General features: G+C 60.2%; 17 protein-coding genes. 6 read left to right on the plus strand and 11 right to left on the minus strand.

The genetic code is table 11. The features are described 5' to 3' along the window. Together V7665_RS09370 and V7665_RS09375 are read left to right on the plus strand one after the other, a co-directional pair. Nucleotides 1-1,570: FAD-binding protein (locus V7665_RS09370; RefSeq protein WP_335664274.1), on the plus strand; the 1,570-nt coding region annotated here is incomplete at its 5' end. A 25-nt stretch (nucleotides 1,571-1,595) separates the two neighbouring features. Next, on the plus strand, nucleotides 1,596-2,369 hold the full coding sequence (locus V7665_RS09375) for an SDR family NAD(P)-dependent oxidoreductase (RefSeq protein WP_335664275.1): 774 nt from the start codon (nucleotides 1,596-1,598) through the stop codon (nucleotides 2,367-2,369). Between the two features lie 17 nt (nucleotides 2,370-2,386). Here V7665_RS09375 and V7665_RS09380 read toward each other — a convergent pair whose 3' ends face one another. Beyond that, nucleotides 2,387-3,703, minus strand: a complete 1,317-nt coding sequence (locus V7665_RS09380) for a spinster family MFS transporter (protein WP_335664276.1) — start codon at nucleotides 3,701-3,703, stop codon at nucleotides 2,387-2,389. Nucleotides 3,704-3,772: 69 nt separating this feature from the next. Further along, the gene (locus tag V7665_RS09385; RefSeq protein WP_335664277.1) at nucleotides 3,773-4,543 is read right to left on the minus strand and encodes an SDR family NAD(P)-dependent oxidoreductase; all 771 of its coding nucleotides are present in this window, start codon (nucleotides 4,541-4,543) and stop codon (nucleotides 3,773-3,775) included. Between the two features lie 90 nt (nucleotides 4,544-4,633). Between V7665_RS09385 and V7665_RS09390 the strand changes: the two genes are divergently transcribed. Then, nucleotides 4,634-5,371 carry an SDR family NAD(P)-dependent oxidoreductase gene (locus tag V7665_RS09390; RefSeq protein ID WP_335664290.1) on the plus strand — a complete coding sequence of 246 codons (738 nt, stop codon included), beginning with the start codon at nucleotides 4,634-4,636 and terminating at the stop codon, nucleotides 5,369-5,371. Nucleotide 5,372: 1 nt separating this feature from the next. Here the strand turns inward: V7665_RS09390 and V7665_RS09395 are convergent, their stop codons facing one another. From V7665_RS09395 to V7665_RS09435, 9 genes are all read right to left on the minus strand, one after another. After that, on the minus strand, nucleotides 5,373-6,674 hold the full coding sequence (locus V7665_RS09395; protein ID WP_335664278.1) for a spinster family MFS transporter: 1,302 nt from the start codon (nucleotides 6,672-6,674) through the stop codon (nucleotides 5,373-5,375). A 189-nt stretch (nucleotides 6,675-6,863) separates the two neighbouring features. Next, nucleotides 6,864-7,997 carry an acyl-CoA dehydrogenase family protein gene (locus tag V7665_RS09400; RefSeq protein WP_335664279.1) on the minus strand — a complete coding sequence of 378 codons (1,134 nt, stop codon included), beginning with the start codon at nucleotides 7,995-7,997 and terminating at the stop codon, nucleotides 6,864-6,866. A gap of 24 nt (nucleotides 7,998-8,021) precedes the next feature. After that, complete coding sequence (locus V7665_RS09405) at nucleotides 8,022-9,218, minus strand: acyl-CoA dehydrogenase family protein (RefSeq protein ID WP_335664280.1); 1,197 nt, start codon at nucleotides 9,216-9,218, stop codon at nucleotides 8,022-8,024. A gap of 134 nt (nucleotides 9,219-9,352) precedes the next feature. Further along, nucleotides 9,353-10,294, minus strand: a complete 942-nt coding sequence (locus V7665_RS09410; protein ID WP_335664281.1) for an RDD family protein — start codon at nucleotides 10,292-10,294, stop codon at nucleotides 9,353-9,355. Then, nucleotides 10,291-11,295, minus strand: a complete 1,005-nt coding sequence (locus V7665_RS09415; RefSeq protein WP_335664282.1) for a stage II sporulation protein M — start codon at nucleotides 11,293-11,295, stop codon at nucleotides 10,291-10,293. Before V7665_RS09415 ends, V7665_RS09410 begins: the two co-directional genes overlap by 4 nt. Nucleotides 11,296-11,309: 14 nt before the next feature. Beyond that, the gene (locus V7665_RS09420; protein WP_335664283.1) at nucleotides 11,310-12,632 is read right to left on the minus strand and encodes a DUF58 domain-containing protein; all 1,323 of its coding nucleotides are present in this window, start codon (nucleotides 12,630-12,632) and stop codon (nucleotides 11,310-11,312) included. Continuing rightward, nucleotides 12,629-13,585: an AAA family ATPase gene (locus V7665_RS09425; protein WP_335664284.1), complete on the minus strand. Its 957-nt coding sequence runs from the start codon at nucleotides 13,583-13,585 to the stop codon at nucleotides 12,629-12,631. The genes V7665_RS09420 and V7665_RS09425 overlap by 4 nt, the downstream gene beginning before the upstream one ends. Continuing rightward, complete coding sequence (locus tag V7665_RS09430) at nucleotides 13,582-14,862, minus strand: DUF4350 domain-containing protein (RefSeq protein ID WP_335664285.1); 1,281 nt, start codon at nucleotides 14,860-14,862, stop codon at nucleotides 13,582-13,584. Before V7665_RS09430 ends, V7665_RS09425 begins: the two co-directional genes overlap by 4 nt. Further along, nucleotides 14,859-15,650 (minus strand): hypothetical protein, encoded by a 792-nt coding sequence (locus V7665_RS09435; RefSeq protein WP_335664286.1) that lies wholly within the window; start codon nucleotides 15,648-15,650, stop codon nucleotides 14,859-14,861. The genes V7665_RS09430 and V7665_RS09435 overlap by 4 nt, the downstream gene beginning before the upstream one ends. Here V7665_RS09435 and V7665_RS09440 point away from each other — a divergent pair. The 3 genes from V7665_RS09440 to V7665_RS09450 all read left to right on the plus strand — a co-directional run. Next, complete coding sequence (locus tag V7665_RS09440) at nucleotides 15,649-16,389, plus strand: DUF7544 domain-containing protein (RefSeq protein ID WP_335664287.1); 741 nt, start codon at nucleotides 15,649-15,651, stop codon at nucleotides 16,387-16,389. The two genes, V7665_RS09435 and V7665_RS09440, sit on opposite strands and share 2 nt — an antisense overlap. 122 nt (nucleotides 16,390-16,511) lie before the next feature. Beyond that, nucleotides 16,512-16,991 carry a (2Fe-2S)-binding protein gene (locus V7665_RS09445; RefSeq protein WP_335664288.1) on the plus strand — a complete coding sequence of 160 codons (480 nt, stop codon included), beginning with the start codon at nucleotides 16,512-16,514 and terminating at the stop codon, nucleotides 16,989-16,991. Next, a partial coding sequence (locus V7665_RS09450) for a molybdopterin cofactor-binding domain-containing protein (protein WP_335664289.1) occupies nucleotides 16,988-18,397 on the plus strand: 1,410 nt, incomplete at its 3' end. The genes V7665_RS09445 and V7665_RS09450, both read left to right, overlap by 4 nt.

The raw sequence follows: 18,397 nt of genomic DNA on the forward strand, positions 1-18,397 counted from the left end.
AGCGCTGGCGGCGCACGACGCCGGTGCGTCGGTCCGGCTGATCGAAAAGCAGGACCGGCTGGGCGGAACCGCTGCGATTTCCGGCGGTGTGGTCTGGCTGCCCGATCATGACCAGATGGCAGCGCAGGGCAAGGACGATAGTGCCGCTGACGCGCTGGCCTATTTTCTGTCACTCGACCATGGCGAAATGGATGAGGCTGTGCTCGGCGCTTTTGTCACCGAGGCCCGGCAGATGCTGTCTTTCCTGACCGGGATTGATGCGATCAGGCTGACGATGATGCCGGATTATCCGGATTATTACGAGGATCGTCCCGGCGCGAAAGCCGATGGCGGACGATCGCTCGACAATGACCTGTTTGATTTTACCTCGCTCGGCGAATGGAAAGACCGGGTCTTTCAAAATGGCCCCTCTCCGAGAATGATGCTCCGCGAGACGCCGCTTGGCGGCGGCAGCGGCGTGGTCGATCCGGCAGAATTGCAGCAGCGGGCCGACCGGGATCAGCGCGGCTGGGGGCAGGCGCTGGTCGGGCGGCTGCTCAAGGCCTGCCTGGAACGTGGCATCAAACCTGATCTGGGATGCGGCGGTTACCGGCTCTGTATCGAAAATGGACGGGTCACCGGCGCGATTGTCGAACGCGGAGACCAGCAGGAAACAATCAGCGCACGGCAGGCGGTGATATTGGCGACCGGCGGATTTGAATGGAATGAAGCGCTGAAACATGCCTTTTTGCGCGGGCCGCTCGACGCGCCGGCCTCGCCGCCGACCAATAAGGGCGATGGCCTGAAAATGGCAATGGCAGCGGGCGCAAGCCTCGGCAATATGACCAGCGCCTGGTGGGTGCCGACCCTCGCCGTGCCGGAGTCCGAGTGGCAGAGCGGCGAGGTCCGCAACATGCCGGTGCTGATCGAACGGACCCTGCCGCATGGCCTGTTGGTCAACCGCGACGGTAAAAGATTCTGCAACGAAGCGGCGAACTACTCGGCGCTGGCCGGGGCCTTTCATCGGTTCGAACCGGCGACTTATGATTATCCCAACCTGCCCGCCTATCTGATTTTCGATTCGCAATATCGGGAGCGCTATCCACTGGCCTCGTTCATGCCAGGTACGCCATTGCCGGACTGGGTGGCAAAGGCGGATACGCTTGAGGAACTGGCGACGAAAATCGGTGTCGATGCGCAAAATCTTCCGGCCACGGTCAACCGGTTCAATGATCTGGCCGAGCGGCTGGATGATCAGGATTTTGCCCGCGGCAAGACCGACTATGACCGTTTCTATGGCGACCGCTCTCGCGAGGGTGCGGCTGCGACTCTGGGTGCGCTGACCAAGGCACCCTTCTACGCGGTGGAAATCAAAATGGGCGCGCTCGGCACCAATGGCGGTCCGAAAACCAATGCGCAGGCGCAGATTCTCGGTGTCGATGGCGAGCCGATTGCCGGACTGTTCGGGGCGGGCAATGTGATCAGCGCGCCAACCGGCAGCGTCTATGCCGGCGCCGGCGGCACTTTGGGGCCAGCCCTGACATTTGGCTATATCGCAGGTCGCGCGGCGGCCCAGCGGATCAATCAATGACCGAACCGATCAAGAGGATGAAATAATGGGCATATTGGATCAATTCAAACTGGACGGCACCGTTGCCGTTGTCACCGGCGCCGGCAAGGGCATCGGACGGGCGATTGCGCTCGGACTGGCCGAGGCGGGAGCGGATGTTGCGGTGGCGGCGCGCTCCGCCGATGATCTGGAAAAGGTCGCCGCAGAAATTCGCGCATTGGGTCGCCGCGCGATCGCGGTTCCGACCGATGTAACCAGCCGCGCCGCGCTGGAAAATCTCGCCAGCCGCGCGGTCGAGGAACTCGGTCGCCTGAGTATCTGGGTCAGCAATGCCGGCGGCCTGCCCGATGGCACGCCCCGCTATCTGACCCGCACGCCAGAAGAAAGCTGGGACGCACAGATTGAACTCAATCTGAAAAGCGTGTGGATGGGCGCCGTCGCAGCGGCCAAGCATATGGCCGATGATGGCGGCGCGATTATCAATATATCCTCGCGCGCAGCGATGGGCGGGCAGGTCAAGAACGGCCCCTATGGCGCGTCGAAGGCGGCGGTGAACAGCCTGACCGCCAGTCTGTCGCTCGAACTGGCGCCGAAAATCCGGGTCAATGCAGTGGCACCCGGCCCAATCCCGACCGAGAATTTCGACGAATCGATGGGCATCGATTCCGACGAGAAGCGCGAGTCATTGCTCAAGCAGTTTCAGATCCCGCTGGCCCGTTTTGGCCGGGAAGAGGATATTGCTGCGGCGGTGGTCTATATGGCTTCACCGGCGTCGAGCTGGGTGACCGGACAATGTCTCTATGTCGCAGGAGGCAAGTGAACCGCCAGGGTCAGGCCCTAGGCCTGCTGGCGTTTCATCCACACCCAGACGCGCCAATAATGAAAGCCCGCCCATAGGTTGAACAAGGCGAGCACCATCAGCGCCCGCTGAAGCGCGCTCGCTTCGAGAGCAATATTGCCGCCGGCAAAATAGTCTGACAGGCCGCCGACGAAAACCGGGCCGATGCCCAGTCCGATCAGGCCGGCTAACATCAAATATATCGCGACCGCCATCGCCCGTGTTCGGTCGCTGGCCAAGGTCTGGACGGCGGCGAAGCTGGGACCAAAATAGAAGGTCGCGGCAAAGGTCGGAAATCCCAGCAGGGCAATCGCAACATTGGCATTGTCGGCGTAGATGGCGGCAATCATGCCGGGGCCCGCGAGAACCAGAACCAGTCCGCTGACCAGCAGTGGCAAGGCCGGATCGCGCTTGCCGATAATATCGCCGACCTTGCCGCCAAACCAGGCCCCGAAACCGCCGGTTATCCCGACCATCACGCCCAGCTTCCAGCCAAGCTCGCCATAGTTCATGCCGTGCACCCGGACGAACAGGCCGCCATAGAAACTGGCCAGGCCATAAGAGACAAATTGCACCAGCACCCCGGCTGCAACCAGATGCCAATAAGCGGGTTTGCGCGACAGTTCGAACAAGGCTGTGCGCAAGGTCATCTCACCGGCCGCAGGTTGAAAGGCCTTGGCCAGGCTGACCTTGCCGCGCGGATCGGGCACGGTGAACCAGATCACCACGGCAATGATTATTCCTGGCAAACCGGCCAGCAGAAACGCGGCCCGCCAGCTGAACAATTCCGTGATATAGCCGCCTCCGGCATAAGCCAGAAACGCGCCGACCGGCACCGCTGCGCCCATGATCCCGAGCGCACCGGCCCGGCGTTCGGGCGGGAACAGGTCGGCAATCAGGCTATGCGATGCTGGCGCTGATCCGGCTTCGCCAATGCCAACCCCGACGCGCGCCAGGAACAGCTGGACAAAATTGCCCGCCAGCCCGCACAGCACGGTCATCAAGGACCAGACGGCAATCGCAATGGCGATAATCCGGCTGCGGTTCCAGCGATCCGCCAGCGCCGCCAGCGGGATCGCCAGCGTTGTATAGAAAATCGCGAAGGACAGGCCGGTCATCAGGCCAAGCTGCGTGTCAGAAAGCCCCAGATCGCGCTTGATCGGTTCGGCGACAATCGAGATCACCTGCCGGTCGAGAAAATTGAGCATGGTGACGACGAACAGGACGGCAAGCGCATAATTGGCGCGACGCCGCGACGCAGCTACAGAATCTGCCTTATTCTCGATGCCCTCGTTGGGGCGAATATCCTCTACCATGTCAAAGCTATGACAGGATTATTTTACTCCCGGCACCCTTTGTTTAGCTAGGACCGATCATCCGCCTGGTCAGAGGGACTGGCCGTCGTCGACGATGATATCCGAACCCGTCACCATCCGCGACGCGTCGGAAGCAAAATAGAGCATCATCGGATCGAGCGATTCGATATCCTGCAACCGGCGGCGATGGAAACTGGCGATCTGCGCTTCGCCGCCTGCGGTCTGATACCAGTCGCCCTGGATTTCGGTCGGGATATAGCCGGGATGGATGGTGTTCACATTGACCCCCATCCGCACCCATTCGCGCGCCAGATTGCGGCCGAGATGAGTGACCCCTGCCTTGCTGGCGGCATAAGCGCTGTCGCCTTCGCCGGTCAGCCGCGAGGTAATCGAACCGATGATCACGATCCGGCCATTTTCCTTGTCCCGGCTGCCGCTGGCGATCAGGCGCCTGGCGCCTTCGCGCGCGACCAGATAGACGCCTTTGAAATTGGTATCGAGCAGGGTCTGCAGCCGGTCTGCCGGCACCTCGGTCGCGCGGCCGGTCGCGGCAACACCGGCATTCGCAACAATCGAATCGACCGTCCCGAAACTTGCTTCCGCCGCATCATAAGCGGCGATGATCGAATCCTCGTCGGTGACATCGAGCGGAACAGCGAGCGCTTTGCCCCCGGCATCAATAATTTCTTTGGCCAAAGCATCTGTCCGGTCGGTTCGCCGGGCCCCCAGCACGACATTGGCGCCCGCCGCTGCGAACAGCTTGGCGAAACGCGCACCAAAACCCGATGAGGCACCCGCGATCAGCGCGGTGCGGCCTGCGAGGGAAAAGGGAATATCCATAATGTCTCTGCTCCGGGGTAGATTGTGCAACAAGCTCTAGACGATCTCGAAATGCTCGGCCAATAGTCAATTGCATAGGAGAAGATCATGATTGACACGTCCCTCGACTTTACCGGCAAAACCGTCTGCATCATCGGCGGCTCGAGCGGGATCGGCAATGCCACGGCGCAGGCCTTTCGCGGCTGCGGGGCAGAGGTCCATGTCACCGGCACGCGGGCCAGCGAAGCAGATTATGCTGCTGACGCGGGCTCTGATCTGGCAGGCCTGACCTTTCATCAGCTCGACGCCGCCGATGATTCCGCGATCATCGCCTTGCGGCAGAAATTCGAGCAGATGGATGTGCTGATCTGCTCGCAGGGCATGGTGCTGTACAAGCGGGCCGAATTTGAACCGGAAAATTTCGCCAAGGTGGTTCAGGTCAATCTCAACAGCCTGATGACCTGCGCCGGACAATTTTACGATTTGCTGAAAGAGGCAAAGGGCTCGCTGATCATCGTCAGCTCGACCGCTGCCTTCCATGCCACGGTCGGCAATCCCGGTTACAATGCCTCCAAGGCGGGCGCGGCGGGACTGACGCGGACATTGGGCAAGGCCTGGGCCCCCGATGGCATCCGGGTCAACGGCATTGCGCCGGGCCTGATTGCGACCAAGATGACCAAGGTGACGACGGACAATCCCAAACGCCGGGAAGCCACCATCCAGTCGATACCGCTGGGCAGAATAGGTGATCCCGATGACATGGCGGGGCTTTCGCTGTTTCTGGCGTCGCCGCTTTCCAACTATATTGTTGGCCAGACCATCATCGCCGATGGTGGCTTGCTGCTTTAGTTCAGGCGGGGGCCAGGGCGGGGCCGAGCTCCGCGTTCACCGCCTTGCCGGTCCACCAGAACAGGAAGCTTGCCATGGTCAGGCTCACCACCACGGTCGCAATCACCGCATAGTTGAGCGACAGGCTGCCATAGGTGTCGGCCCAATTGTCGCTCATCAGGCCGATCAGTGCGGGTCCGATGCCGTAACCGAGCAGGTTGATCGACAGGCTGCTGATCGAGGAGGCGGTGCCACGTTCGGTCGGCAGGACCGCCGATTGGACCATCGAGATGGCCGCGCCCTGGGTGGACACCAGCAGAACATAGCCGCAGATGTAGAGCGCGAGGGTCATTTCGAGGCTGGCCGACAACAGGCAGAAGGTCCAGAATGGCAAGACCATCAGCACCGCCAGCGCGCAATAATATGGCCGCCATCGGGGATTTTTCCTGGCGAGAAAATCAGCCAGATAGCCGCCCAAAATCATCCCGGGAACGCCGCCGGCAAACAACACCGCACCAAGATAAACGCCAACCTCTCCCTGGGTGACGTCAAAATTGCGGATCAATGTCGGGGCCAGCCAAATTGCGAAGGCAAAGGAGGGAATATTGGTGAAGCTGTTGGCGAGGACCACGCGGACAAAGACGCTGTTGCTCCACAGTGACCGCATCGTGATCATGAACGGTTGCTGCTTATCCGCACCGGTTTTCTGCGCATCTTGCGGATAAAAGCGGCCGCGTTTTGGCTCGCGGACGGTGAGATAGAGGATGATTCCCAGCAATACCCCCGGAAGGCCCAGAATCACAAAGGTCCACCGCCAGCCATAAGCCTCTGCCACCAGTCCCCCGGCGGCATAGCCCAGCACAGGGCCGAGCACGGCGCCGACGGCAAATATGCCCATGGCGCGCGACAATTCATGCGGCGCAAAATAATCGGTGATGATCGAAACCGACGGCGGACCGCCGCCAGCTTCCCCCACGCCAACGCCAAGACGGGCGAGCAGCAATGTCCAGAAACCCAAAGCCGCACCGCACAGCGCCGACATCAGACTCCACAAGGACAAAGACACGGCCACCATCGTCCTGCGATTGGCGCGATCTGCCAGCCGTCCGGCCGGAACTCCCAATATCAGATAGAAGACGGTGAATGCCGTGCCGGCGAGCAGGCCGATCTGCGTGTCGCTCAAGACAAATTCGGCCTTGATGTCCTCGATCACGATCGACATCACCAGACGGTCGGCGATGTTGAACATGAAGGTCAGCATCAGCATGACCAGCACATAATAGCGATAGACACCGCCAGAGGCCGAGCCGGATTTTATCTTCATCTGCATCCTCTCCAAAGGATGACACTGGCCTAGCGCGAAAAAGGGGACAGAGCCAGACAGGCTCCATCCCCTTAAATGATAGGGTCATATTCGTCATGCTGAACTCGATTCAGCATCCAGAACCAAGATCGCGACCCTTGCGCGCTATCGCTCTGGATCCCGGATCAAGTCCGGGATGACGAGTTTTGTCTAACCAGCAGCCAGCGCAATATGCCGCCGCATATGATGATCGACGCTGCCGAACTCGCCTTCGATGATCGACAGACGCTTGAAATAGCTGCCCACCGCCAGCTCGTCGGTCATGCCCATGCCGCCATGGGTCTGGATTGCCGACTGGCCGATGAAACGCGCCGCCTGGCCGATGCGGACCTTGGCTGCGGAGACGTTTTTCTTGCGCGTCGCGTCATCTTCATCGAGCTTGATCGTCGCGAGATAGCACATCGACACCGACTGCTCATATTCCATCAGCATGTCCGCCATGCGGTGCTGCAGCACCTGGAAGGAGCCGATCGGCACACCGAATTGCTTGCGCTGGCGCGAATAGTCGAGCGTGGTATCGTTGGTCACCTTCATCGCACCAACCGCTTCGGCGCAGACCGCGGCGGTGGCTTCGTCGACCACTTTCTCGATCAGCGGCAGCGCACTGTCGGCGTCACCGATCAGGGCGTCGCCCGAGAGTTTGACATTTTCGAAATAGACTTCCGAAGCCCGGCGGCCATCGACCGTGGCATAGTCGCGCGTGCTCACACCCTGGGCATCCTTGGCGACAATGAAGACGGACACGCCGTCCTTGTCGGTCTGTCCACCGGCGGTGCGGGCGGTCACAACAAAATGCGTCGCCCATGGTGCGCCAATGACGACAGCCTTGTGGCCATTGAGAATATAGTCACCGCCATCGGCCTTGGCCGTGGTTTCCAGATTGGCCAGATCATAGCGGCCGCGCGGTTCGGCATAGGCAAAGGCAAAGACCATCTCGCCGGAAATAATCCCGCCGATATATTCTTCGCGCTGCGCTGTGCTGCCGCCATGTTTCAGAAAACCGCCAGCGCAGACCACGCTCGGAATGAACGGTTCGACCGCAAGGCCCTTGCCGAATTCTTCCATGATGATCATTGCTTCGGTGGCGCCGCCAAATCCGCCATCTTCTTCCGAAAATGGCGCGGCCAGCATGCCAAGCTCGGCCAGCTGTGACCAAAGCTCCGGCCGCCAGCCGGATTCGCTTGCGATCACGCTGCGCCGCGTATCCCAGTCATATTGTTCGCGGATCAGGCGCGAAATTCCGTCGCGCACCATATTTTGTTCGTCGGTAAAATCGAAATCCATTTTGGTTCCCCTGTATCGGTCCGGTTAAAGGCCGAGGATCATTTTGGTGATGATATTGCGCTGGATCTCGTTGGACCCGCCGTAGATCGACGTCTTGCGCATGTTGAAATAGGTCGGTGCCGCATGATGAGCATAGTCCGGACCAATCGGGAAGTCGTTCGACCCGTCATCCGGAAAGCTGCGGAAATCGGGCGTGCCATAATGGCCGACCGCTTCCAGCGTCAGCTCGGTCAGACGCTGCTGCACTTCCGTGCCCTTGACCTTCAGCAAAGAGCTCTCCGGTCCCGGTCCCTTGCCGGCCTGTTCGCCTGCCAGGGTTCTCAATTCGGTGATTTCCAGAGCCGAAAGGTCGATCTCCAGCTGGCTGATCTTCTGGGCAAAACCCATGTCCTCGATCAGTGGCTTGCCATCGAGCAATTCGGAAGCTGCAATTTCCTTGAGCTGTTCGATACCGCGCTTGGAACGCGCCACACCGGCAATGCCGGAGCGTTCATGAGCGAGCAGGAACTTGGCATAGGTCCAGCCCTTATTCTCTTCGCCAATCAAATTGGTCGCGGGAACGCGGACATCGGTCAGCCACACTTCGTTGACTTCATAGCCACCGTCGATCAGCTTGATCGGACGGACTTCGATCCCCGGTGTCTTCATGTCGACGAGAATGAAGCTGATGCCCATTTGCGGCTTGGGCGCGTCCGGGTCGGTGCGGCAGAGGAAGAATCCCCAGTCGGCATGCTGCGCCAGCGTCGTCCAGGTTTTCTGGCCGTTGAGGATATAATCATCACCGTCCCGCACCGCTGTGGTTTTCAGCGAGGCCAGATCGGAGCCGGCACCCGGTTCCGAATAGCCCTGACACCACCACACTTCACCCGAACGGATGCCGGGCAGATGCTGTGCTTTCTGTTCTTCATTGCCGAATGTGTAAATCACCGGCGCGACCATCGCGACGCCAAAGGGCAAAGGCATCACAGTGTTTTTCCGCGCATTTTCTTCCGACCAGATATAGCGCTGCGTCGGCGTCCAGTCGGTGCCGCCATATTCCGTTGGCCAGGCCGGAACCGACCAGCCCTTTTTGCCGAGAATCTTGTGCCAGGCGACCATGTCCTGCGGACTCAGGTCATCCTGCACGCCGCGAGTCCCGATATTTTGCGGATAATTATTTTCAATAAATTCACGCACTTCAGCGCGAAAGGCTTTTTCTTCTTCGGTGAATTCCAGATTCATGGGAGTGCTCCTTGGTCACAATTTGCCCGGACTATAGGCTGAAAACCGCCGGAAACAAGCAATTAACCGAGCAATTAAGCTGACGCTACGGCAAGCACGGATCGGCGCTATCCGGTCTCCTGCATCCGCCCTGCTCATTCGTGAGGAGAATGCTTGTCCTTGCGCCGCTTGCCGAATCTCATGCTGCGCTCCAGCCGCGCCCGCAGGGCGGTATAATAAGCTTCCAGAAAAGCCCGCTCGTCGCCGCTGCCCGGTTCCCAGCCGATTTTCTGGCAGATCGACGCGGCCACCTTTTGCAGCGCGTCATCCTGATCGATGCGCAGGACATTTTCCAATGTCTGCAATTCATATTCGCCATAGACCGACAGGTCTGCATCGGAAAATTGATAGCGCGCGACCGGCGCGGCCCCGTCCGGCGCTATCGCCGAAGGCGCAACAATATCGCCGAGATTCTTTTTCACATTCTGGATCACCCAAGTGCCGGCGATCACGTCACCGCCGCGCAGCCGGTCCTTGTTGAACAAGGGAAAGAGCAGAAACATCAGCACCCAGAGAAAGCCCGCCCAGGCGGTCAGGCCGGACATCGTCCCACTGGCTTCAGCGGAGGACAAAAACACCAGCGGCAGGAAAAGTTCGACATCGCGCACGATGTTGCGCGCGATCACCGCTTCGGCGGTCAGCCGTCCGCCGTCCCGCGCCGCCACCCGGATGCCGACGGCCCGTTTTCCCCATGTCGCCGCCCGATCGCCCAGTTCGAAATAGAGAAAATAGGCGTTGCGGAACAGAAATACGGAAATGATCCAGAGGACAGCCAGAAATTGCAGCGGACCATTGGCATTTTGCAGATTGCCTCCCAGTGCGACCCCGAAAGCCCATAGAAGGGCCAGACCAGCGATGGTCACCAATATGATCAGTCCCAGGATAATGACAATGTCGAGCAGCAACGCACCCGCCCGCGCTCCCGCAGCCGCGATCGTCACATTGAGCGGCACCCCTTCCGGCGTGACCAGGATTCGGTCAAATTTCGGATTGGCGGATTGCCGGATCCATGGCTCGACGGCGCTGCTATCGCTCATGCGCCGGGCCTCCGCCTTGTCCGGCCAAAGCCGATGAAATAGAGCAGCCACAAGAGCAACATGCCGCCGCCCACTGCAAAGCGACCCGCCGTATTGTCGACCAGTTGCCGGGCAAAGCCTTCGAGCAAGCCGGCGCAGATCAGCATCACGATCACGCCGACCATGACCAGAGCGGCCCGCTTGCCGGCATCGCTGGCCGCCTTGAGATGCGAGCGGGTGCCGGGGAAGGCGATCGACCGACCAACATGGATCCCCGCTGCCCCGGCGAGCAGGATCGCGAACAGCTCGGTGGTGCCGTGAATCGAGAGCCAGCCGACAAATTCGGTCGTCAGCCCCCGTTGCGCAAACACCCAGAGCATCGCGCCGAGCAGCGCCATATTGTGGATCAGCAGCAAGATGCTGGGAATGGCAAAGGCAAAGCCGAGCGCAAAGGCGAGAATCGCGACCTGCGCATTATTGCTGAACAGAAAGGCGGCAAACACACCCAGCCCATCGCCATCCTGCCCGCCAAACAGCGTGCCGCGCAACGCTGCTTCACTCGCGCCCGGTACCCGGACATCGGAAAAATTCCCCGGCACCAGCGCGTAGAACCAGTCACTGTCGCCTGCGACCAATATATAGCCGATCAGGGCTCCCGCGATCATCACCGACAGGGCAATCCAGATATCATATCGGATCGCCCGGACCGCCCGGCTCCAGCCACCGCCAAAAAAACTGCCGAGCCAGCGACCGAAGCTGGTCTGGGTGCCGTAGACCAGAAAATAAGCGCGCAGCGCCAGCCCCTCGAGATAATCAATCAGGCCGGCGTCGAGCGAATTTTCCCGGGCAATCGACAGGCTGGACAGCAACGTCCGGTACAAGGTGGGCAGGGCCAACACATCGTCATCCGACAGCCGCCGGGACTTGCCCTTCTCCATTTTGGTGACCATCGCTTCCAGCCGGATCCAGTCCGCTTCCCGTTCCAGCCGGAAACGGTCGCTGCGCAGCACTGCTGCGCTCAATGCTTGCTCCGTGCTCACAGACTGCCCCGCCTTTTTATGTTGAGATAGGAGTTGATCAGGCGCGTGCCGATATCCTGATGCGCGCCTTCGATCACATCAATGCCCATATGCCGGAGCCTGGTCACCACCAGTTTTTTCTGGGCGAGCAGATTCTGGGCGGTCACCGCTCGCGCGACATCTTCGGCGCTTTCGGGGGATCTATCGATGATCGAGGTCAGTTCCCGGTCCTCGAGAACCACGAACAGCACCAGATGCTTGTCGATCAACCGTCCCGCCGCCTCGAGCATCAGGTCGGCTGCGGTCGGATCGGTGAAATCGGTGAAGATGATGATCAGCGACCGCCGCTGGAGCCGGCTTTGCAAAGTCGACAGCGCCAATGTGTAATTGCTCTCCTGATGCCGATAGTCGATGGTCGCGGCTTCCTGCTGCAACCGGAAAAAATTGCGGCTGCCCGAAAGAAAGGGCGTCGACAATTCCGGTTTGGCGGCAAAGCTGAACAGGCTGGTGCGATCGCCTGCCTTGAGCGTGATATAGGCGGTCAGCAGCGCCGCCGACACGGCCCGGTCGATCCGCGGCAGGCCATCAATCGGCTCGCACATGGCCGAACCGCAATCCAGCGCGAAGATGATCTGGTTGTTCCGCTCGGCGTCATATTCCTTGGCCAGCAATTTGCGGTGCCGCGCCGATCCCTTCCAGTCGATGCTGCGCCGGTCCATGCCCGGCTGATATTCGGCCAAAGCTTCAAATTCGCTGCCTTCACCCCTGATTTTCCGGGCAAGCAGGCCGAAGACGGAATCGCGCAGGAACATTTGCACCGTCGGACTGCGCACCGCCGAAATATTCGGCATCACCGCCACGCTCTGCCCGCTCTGTTTCTGAATCTGTCGCCACGCCAGACCCAGCGGCCCTTTCCATCGCAGCCACAATCTGCCGATCTCGCCAATCCCGCGCCGCACCGGAATGATGGTGGCCTGCCCTGAAAATGCGTCCTTGGCGGCCGTGCTGCGTTCGAGCGAGAAGGCAACCGTCCCCTGTTCCGCCAGCCGATCGTCCAGCCCGAGATTCCCAGATACGCTGCGCGGGGCGATCCTGCCGGAGAATATCGCCTCCAGCCCCAATATCATCGGTGCGCCGATTTCGGTGCTATTGGCGACCGCCAGCTGCACCGCATTTGCTCTGGCAGCAACCAGACCGTCGAGCAGCAGCAGGAGCATGAGCATCAACGCCCAGGCCGCACCGATTGCCCATAGCGACGGGATGATCGCCGCCAGGATCGCGGCAATCGGCGCGCCCAGCGCAATCAGCCAGATGGCCCGTGCGGTGGGGTAAAAATTCAACGGGGTGCTTCCGTCCGTTCAACCAGTTCGGTGATAATGCTGTCGACCTGCCGGCCTTCAATTTCGGCTGCCGGAGACAATATCGTCCGGTGGCGCAACACCGACGGGGCCAGCGTCTTCACATCATCGGGAATCACATAGTCACGCCCGGAAATCGCTGCCCGCGCCCGCGCGGCATTGGCCAGCATGATCGCAGCGCGCGGGCTGGCACCATTTTCCAGATCGGCGGTTTCGCGGGTCGCCCGGATCAGGCGGACGACATAGTCGACCACATCCTCGACCAGTTTCACCGACTGCACCGTCTCGGTCGCGGCGGTCAGGGTCGCGCTATCAACCTGTTTTTCTATGCCAAAATCCTTTGGCACCGGCGCACCGATGCGCTCACCATATTGGCTGACAATCCGTTTTTCTTCTTCTGCATCGGGATATTCGACCAGCAGCTTGAACAGGAACCGGTCGAGCTGGGCCTCGGGCAAAGGATAAACGCCCTGCTGCTCGATCGGATTCTGGGTGGCGACGACCATGAAGCGCGGACTCAGAGCGTGAGTCTCGCCATCGATGGTCACCGATCGTTCCTGCATCGCCTCCAGCATCGCCGCCTGGGTTTTCGGCGGGGTGCGGTTGATTTCATCGGCGAGCAACAGGTCGCAGAAAATCGGGCCTCGAGTCAGGGTGAAATTGCTGGTCTGGAAGTTGAACAGATTGGATCCGATAATGTCACCGGGCATCAGGTCGGGGGTGAACTGGATGCGGCCGAAATCAAGGCCGAGGGTGGCGGAGAAACATTGCGCCAGAAAAGTCTTGGCGGTTCCCGGTGGCCCTTCGAGCAGCACATGGCCGGACGAAAACAGCGCAATCAGCAGATGGTCGACAATCTCCTCCTGCCCGATAATGGCCTTGGCCACCTGGTCGCGGATATTGTCTGCCAGCGTCTTCAGTTCGTCGATGTTCATCCGATAAATTCCTTTTTCCAAGCGTGGAGGGCTGCGGCCCCGTCGGCGATTTCCTGCGGTTTGCGGGCGCGAACCAGCTGATCATAAAAGGCAGAGAAACGGTTGCCGCCACTCTCCCCCAGCGCATCCAGCTTCTGATGGATTTCCTGTTCATTGGCCAGCGGGCTGATGCCGATTGCCGCAGCCGCATGGGCGCGGATCATGTCGGCATAAAGGTCGGTGACCAGATAGGCACGCTGCATCCGGCTGATAAAGGCGGCGCTGTTGTTGACCAAGGCGGCTTTGCCAAAATCCATGCCGCGTTTGTCGACCACCGGCGGTCCGAAGCGGTTGAAGGCCATCCACGCCGCCGCCAGCGCCGCCGTGATCAGACAGATGGTGGCGGAAAGAAACGGCGGGGCAAAGGCCAGGGTCAGCAGGTTTTCCGCGCTGCCCAGGCCGTTGAAGGTCAGATCGAAGGTCACACCGCCATCGCTCGCCGTGGCCGCCGCCTTGATCAGCGCAAGCGCATGGCGCGCGGTCGGCTTGTCGGCCATGCCGGCATTGTTGAGCAAGTCGGCATCGGCGACGATCACCACCGGATAATAGGATTCATCTATTTCATCTGCATCGGTGATTTTCGAATCATCGAGGCGGTCGAGCTGCGCATAGACGCCGCCATCATCGAGATAGGCGACCAGCGCCCCCTTGGACGACGGTCCGCGCACGATGGTGCGGATAAAATCGCCCTTGATCATGACCGGCCGTTCGGGGGTTTTCACCTGCGCGCCAACCGCCGAGGCCACTGATCGGCCCGGACGGGCCTTGTCATCGACAGTGATGCTGACGTCCGCCAGATCCTTCAGCATTTTGACGCCCGGTTCCGCGCCCCACAGGTCGCCGCGCATCATCCAGCCTTTTTGCAGCTTCTGGTCTTTGAAGACTTGCCATTTCGGCAATATGATCATCGTCGGCCCGGCATAGGCACGCTGCTGGACCACGGCGTTTATATCTTCGGTCGGGGTAAACGGGCCGGGCGTCAAAATCAGCAGACCCGCATTGTCCATGCCCGCCGGGGAGCGGGAATATTGCACCGGCACACCGGTTTTTTCGAGCAGATTGGCCAGCGCCTTGTAACCGACGATGCTGTTGGAGGCACCGTGCGCCTCGCCATTCTTGCCAGAGGCCAGCGGGTCGCCCATGCCCAGTCCATAGAGCAAGGCCACGAACGCCGCGAAGCTGACCGCGAACATGATCATGATCGTGGTTCGCTGAAAGGGATTGGCCTGCATGCTCATGTTTTGGCCGAGCCGCGCCAGCCTTCGCGGAGCGCAAAGCCGGCATAGGCGTCCCGCGATATCCGCCATCCGCTCTCGTCAATCGGCAAAGCCGCAAACAGGCCGCGCTCGACCTGACCGGCAATCACCGCAAACATCGCGCGCGGGGCTTCCGGCAAATCGGCAAACCGCTCTATCTCGCGCGCTGTGTTGGATGGTCGCAGCAAGTGCGGGCGGCGTTGTTCGATATCGGCGATACTGCGATGGAGCAGCAAGCGGACCGCCTGGTCAAATTGTCCGGTAGCGGCGAACGCCTCCGCCTCCGCCAGCAACGCGCGGGCAGCATCCGGTTGCGGTTGCCAGACGTCTTCGGCTGGACGTTTTCGGCCGCGCCATTGCTCAACATAAGGCGCCAATATCACCCAAAGCAAAGTCAGCACGCCAGCGGCCAGCAAGGCCAGCAGCAGGATCCGCAATATCGGCCATGCCGCCGCCAGCGCTTCCATCACGGGCGCGAGCAATTTGCCCAGCCATGCGAGGAAATCCAGCCACCATTGCGGCGATTCCGGCGGGTTGGGCGGCTGGCTCGGGACAAACTGGATTTCGCTATCGGTTCGCACATCGTTCCACGACGCATCGAAGGAAGCGCTTGCCTTGCCACTCTTGTCTTGCGCTTCAGTCACCGGCAGGATGTCGCAGAAACCGGTATCGGGAGCAAGGGTGAAGATTGGGGACGGCAGTTCAACTTTACCCGCGATCAGAAATATGCCAGCCAGTCGATAGCGCGACAAAGGGGGAGACGAAAACATGGCGGAACTAGCTGGCAAAATCAACATCAGCCGGGTGCTCAACAATAGCTTTGGCGTCATCACCCGACACCCGGTCATCTATCTCGGCCTGTCCTTCCTGATCATCGGTATTCCCAACGCGCTTTTGCAGACCGCCCAGGGCAATTTCACCACTGGCGCGGACGGACTTAACGTATCAGCCAGCTATTCATCGCAAGGATTTGGTTTCATTGCGCTGATGCTGCTCTCGATTTTGTTGCAAGCAACTCTGATCGTCGCAACGCTCAATGATCTGGGCGGCAAGCCGCTCAGTCTGGCAGAATGTTTTACCAGGGCGCTAAAAAAACTGCTGCCATTGATCGGCTTGGGCATAATAATGGCTCTCGGGATCGGATTCGGCATGATGCTGCTTATCGTGCCCGGCATCATTCTCTATCTAATGTGGGTGGTCGCCACTCCGGTGATGATGGCCGAAAATCGAGGGATCATCGATTCTCTCAAGCGCAGCGCAGAATTGACCTCCGGATCGAAACGGATGATCTTCGTGCTGTTGCTGGTCTTTTTTGCCCTGGCGTTCGTCTTCGGACTCTTCGTTGCATTTGTCGGTTCGATCAGCACAATATTTTTGGCGATTGTCACATTGGTTAGCAACACGATCACCGGAGCATTGCAGGGAGCCGGGGTCGCGTCGATCTATGTTGATCTGCGCACCGTAAAAGAGGGTGCCGATACCAGCGCCCTTGCCGATATTTTCGCCTGATCCGCAACCTGCATACAAACCGGTTCACCAGATTGCCCCCCTGTCCCAAAGGCCTCTTGGCTTGACAGGATCGCTCCGCTATCAGTTGCAAATCGCTATTCAATCATCCGGGTGAAACTTCCATGATCAAGCTCAACGTCAACGGCCAGGCCAAAGAGGTCGATGTTGACCCGGCGACACCGATATTGTGGGTCGTGCGAGAAAATCTGAAAATGCCCGGCACCAAATTCGGCTGCGGCATCGCCCAGTGCGGCGCGTGCACCGTGCATCTGGATGGCCAACCGATCCGCAGCTGTTCGACGCCGATTTCTGCAGCCGAAGGCAAGGCCATCACGACGATCGAAGGCATTGCCGGTGAAGACGGCACTTTGCACAAGGTCCAGCAGGCCTGGATCGCAGCCCAGGTACCGCAATGCGGCTATTGCCAGTCGGGCCAGATCATGGCGGCGACCGCGCTGCTGGAGAAAAATCCGCAACCGACCGATGCCCAAATCGATGCGGCGATGGCCGGCAATGTCTGCCGCTGCGGCATGTACAACCGGATTCGCCAGGCGATCAAGGCAGCAGCCGGGCGGTCGGCCACGCAGGAGTCGGTGGCATGAGCAAGACAGCGAACGACAGATCCGCGAAAAAGGGCAAATGGACCCGCCGGGCCTTCATCGGTGCAGGCGTGGTTGCCGGCAGCGCGCTGGTGGTTGGCGTCGCCGTGCGTCAGGGCAATCCGATCGACCGGCTGAGTCCGCTGCTGACCAATGGCGAGGATGAGCAATTGCTCAATGCCTGGGTCAAGGTCGATGCCGACAATATCGTCACTGCCGTGATCCCGCATGTCGAAATGGGGCAGGGTGTCTATACCGCGCTGGCCCAGATGCTGGCAGACGAGATGGATGCCGACTGGAGCAAGGTGCAGATTCTCGAAGCGCCCGCCGACATGCAATATGTCTCCGATTCGATCGCCCGCGATTTTCTGGCTCCCAATCTCGAAGTTCCGGCAATATTCGAACCGACGGTCGCCGGCGGCATATTGGAACTGGCGCAGGCCATGGGTCTGCAATTTACCGGCGGCAGCTATTCGGTGCGCGCCACCGGCCAGCGGGCGATGCGCACCGCCGGCGCTGCCGCCCGCGAAATGCTGGTCGCAGCAGCGGCGAGCGAATGGCAAGTCCCGGTTGGCGAGATCACCACCGCGGACAGCATGATTTCGCATGCCAAAAGCGGCAAGTCCGAAACATTCGCGAAATTTGCCCTCGCTGCGGCGGAGCAAAGCCTGCCCGCCAAGCCGAAGCTCAAATCGCCGGAAAATTACAAGATCATGGGCCAGCCGAAGGCGCGCCATGATATTCCGGAAAAAGTCGATGGCAGCGCCGTTTTTGGCATTGATGCCGATGTGCCGGGGATGAAATATGCGGCGGTCAAAGCCGCTCCGGTCATTGGCGCAACGGTTACATCAATGGATGCGACGACCGCCAAGAGCATGCCGGGCGTGCTGCAGATTCTCAACATGGGGGATTTTGTCGCCGTGGTTGCCGATGGCTATTGGCAGGCCCAGCAGGCACTGAACAGCATCACCGCCCAATATAGCAAAACCGAAGCCGACGACCTTGATCTGGACGCGATCTTCGCCCGCTACACCAGCGCTCTCGACGAAGCCGGTGAGGATGGCGGTGATATGGAAACCGAGGAAGGCGATGTCGCCAAGAGCTTTGCCGGTGCGGCGACTAGGGTCGAAGCCGAATATAAAGTGCCATTCCTCGCCCATGCGACGATGGAGCCGATGAACTGCACCGCCTGGGTGCGCGACGGCAAATGCGACGTCTGGTCGGGCCATCAGGCCCCGGTCAATGCCCGCCAGGCCGCTGCTGATGCTGCTGGTCTCGATTTTGACGACGTGACCTATCACAACGCCTATCTCGGCGGCGGTTTTGGACGCCGGTCGGAAAGCGACGCTGTCATCATGGCAACACGAATCGCCAAGGCCACCGGCTATCCGGTCAAGATGATCTGGTCG

It is taken from the genome of Parasphingorhabdus sp., from assembly GCF_036964675.1.
Classification (GTDB): domain Bacteria; phylum Pseudomonadota; class Alphaproteobacteria; order Sphingomonadales; family Sphingomonadaceae; genus Parasphingorhabdus.

Excerpts from the sequence above, each read along its gene's own strand:
- V7665_RS09435 (WP_335664286.1), bottom strand. The coding sequence starts at position 15,650 with ATGTTTTCGTCTCCCCCTTTGTCGCGCTATCGACTGGCTGGCATATTT.
- V7665_RS09385 (WP_335664277.1), bottom strand. The coding sequence starts at position 4,543 with ATGGATATTCCCTTTTCCCTCGCAGGCCGCACCGCGCTGATCGCGGGT.
- V7665_RS09410 (WP_335664281.1), bottom strand. The coding sequence starts at position 10,294 with ATGAGCGATAGCAGCGCCGTCGAGCCATGGATCCGGCAATCCGCCAAT.
- V7665_RS09425 (WP_335664284.1), bottom strand. The coding sequence starts at position 13,585 with ATGAACATCGACGAACTGAAGACGCTGGCAGACAATATCCGCGACCAG.
- V7665_RS09405 (WP_335664280.1), bottom strand. The coding sequence starts at position 9,218 with ATGAATCTGGAATTCACCGAAGAAGAAAAAGCCTTTCGCGCTGAAGTG.
- V7665_RS09375 (WP_335664275.1), top strand. The coding sequence starts at position 1,596 with ATGGGCATATTGGATCAATTCAAACTGGACGGCACCGTTGCCGTTGTC.
- V7665_RS09400 (WP_335664279.1), bottom strand. The coding sequence starts at position 7,997 with ATGGATTTCGATTTTACCGACGAACAAAATATGGTGCGCGACGGAATT.
- V7665_RS09395 (WP_335664278.1), bottom strand. The coding sequence starts at position 6,674 with ATGAAGATAAAATCCGGCTCGGCCTCTGGCGGTGTCTATCGCTATTAT.
- V7665_RS09445 (WP_335664288.1), top strand. The coding sequence starts at position 16,512 with ATGATCAAGCTCAACGTCAACGGCCAGGCCAAAGAGGTCGATGTTGAC.
- V7665_RS09440 (WP_335664287.1), top strand. The coding sequence starts at position 15,649 with ATGGCGGAACTAGCTGGCAAAATCAACATCAGCCGGGTGCTCAACAAT.
- V7665_RS09380 (WP_335664276.1), bottom strand. The coding sequence starts at position 3,703 with ATGGTAGAGGATATTCGCCCCAACGAGGGCATCGAGAATAAGGCAGAT.
- V7665_RS09430 (WP_335664285.1), bottom strand. The coding sequence starts at position 14,862 with ATGAGCATGCAGGCCAATCCCTTTCAGCGAACCACGATCATGATCATG.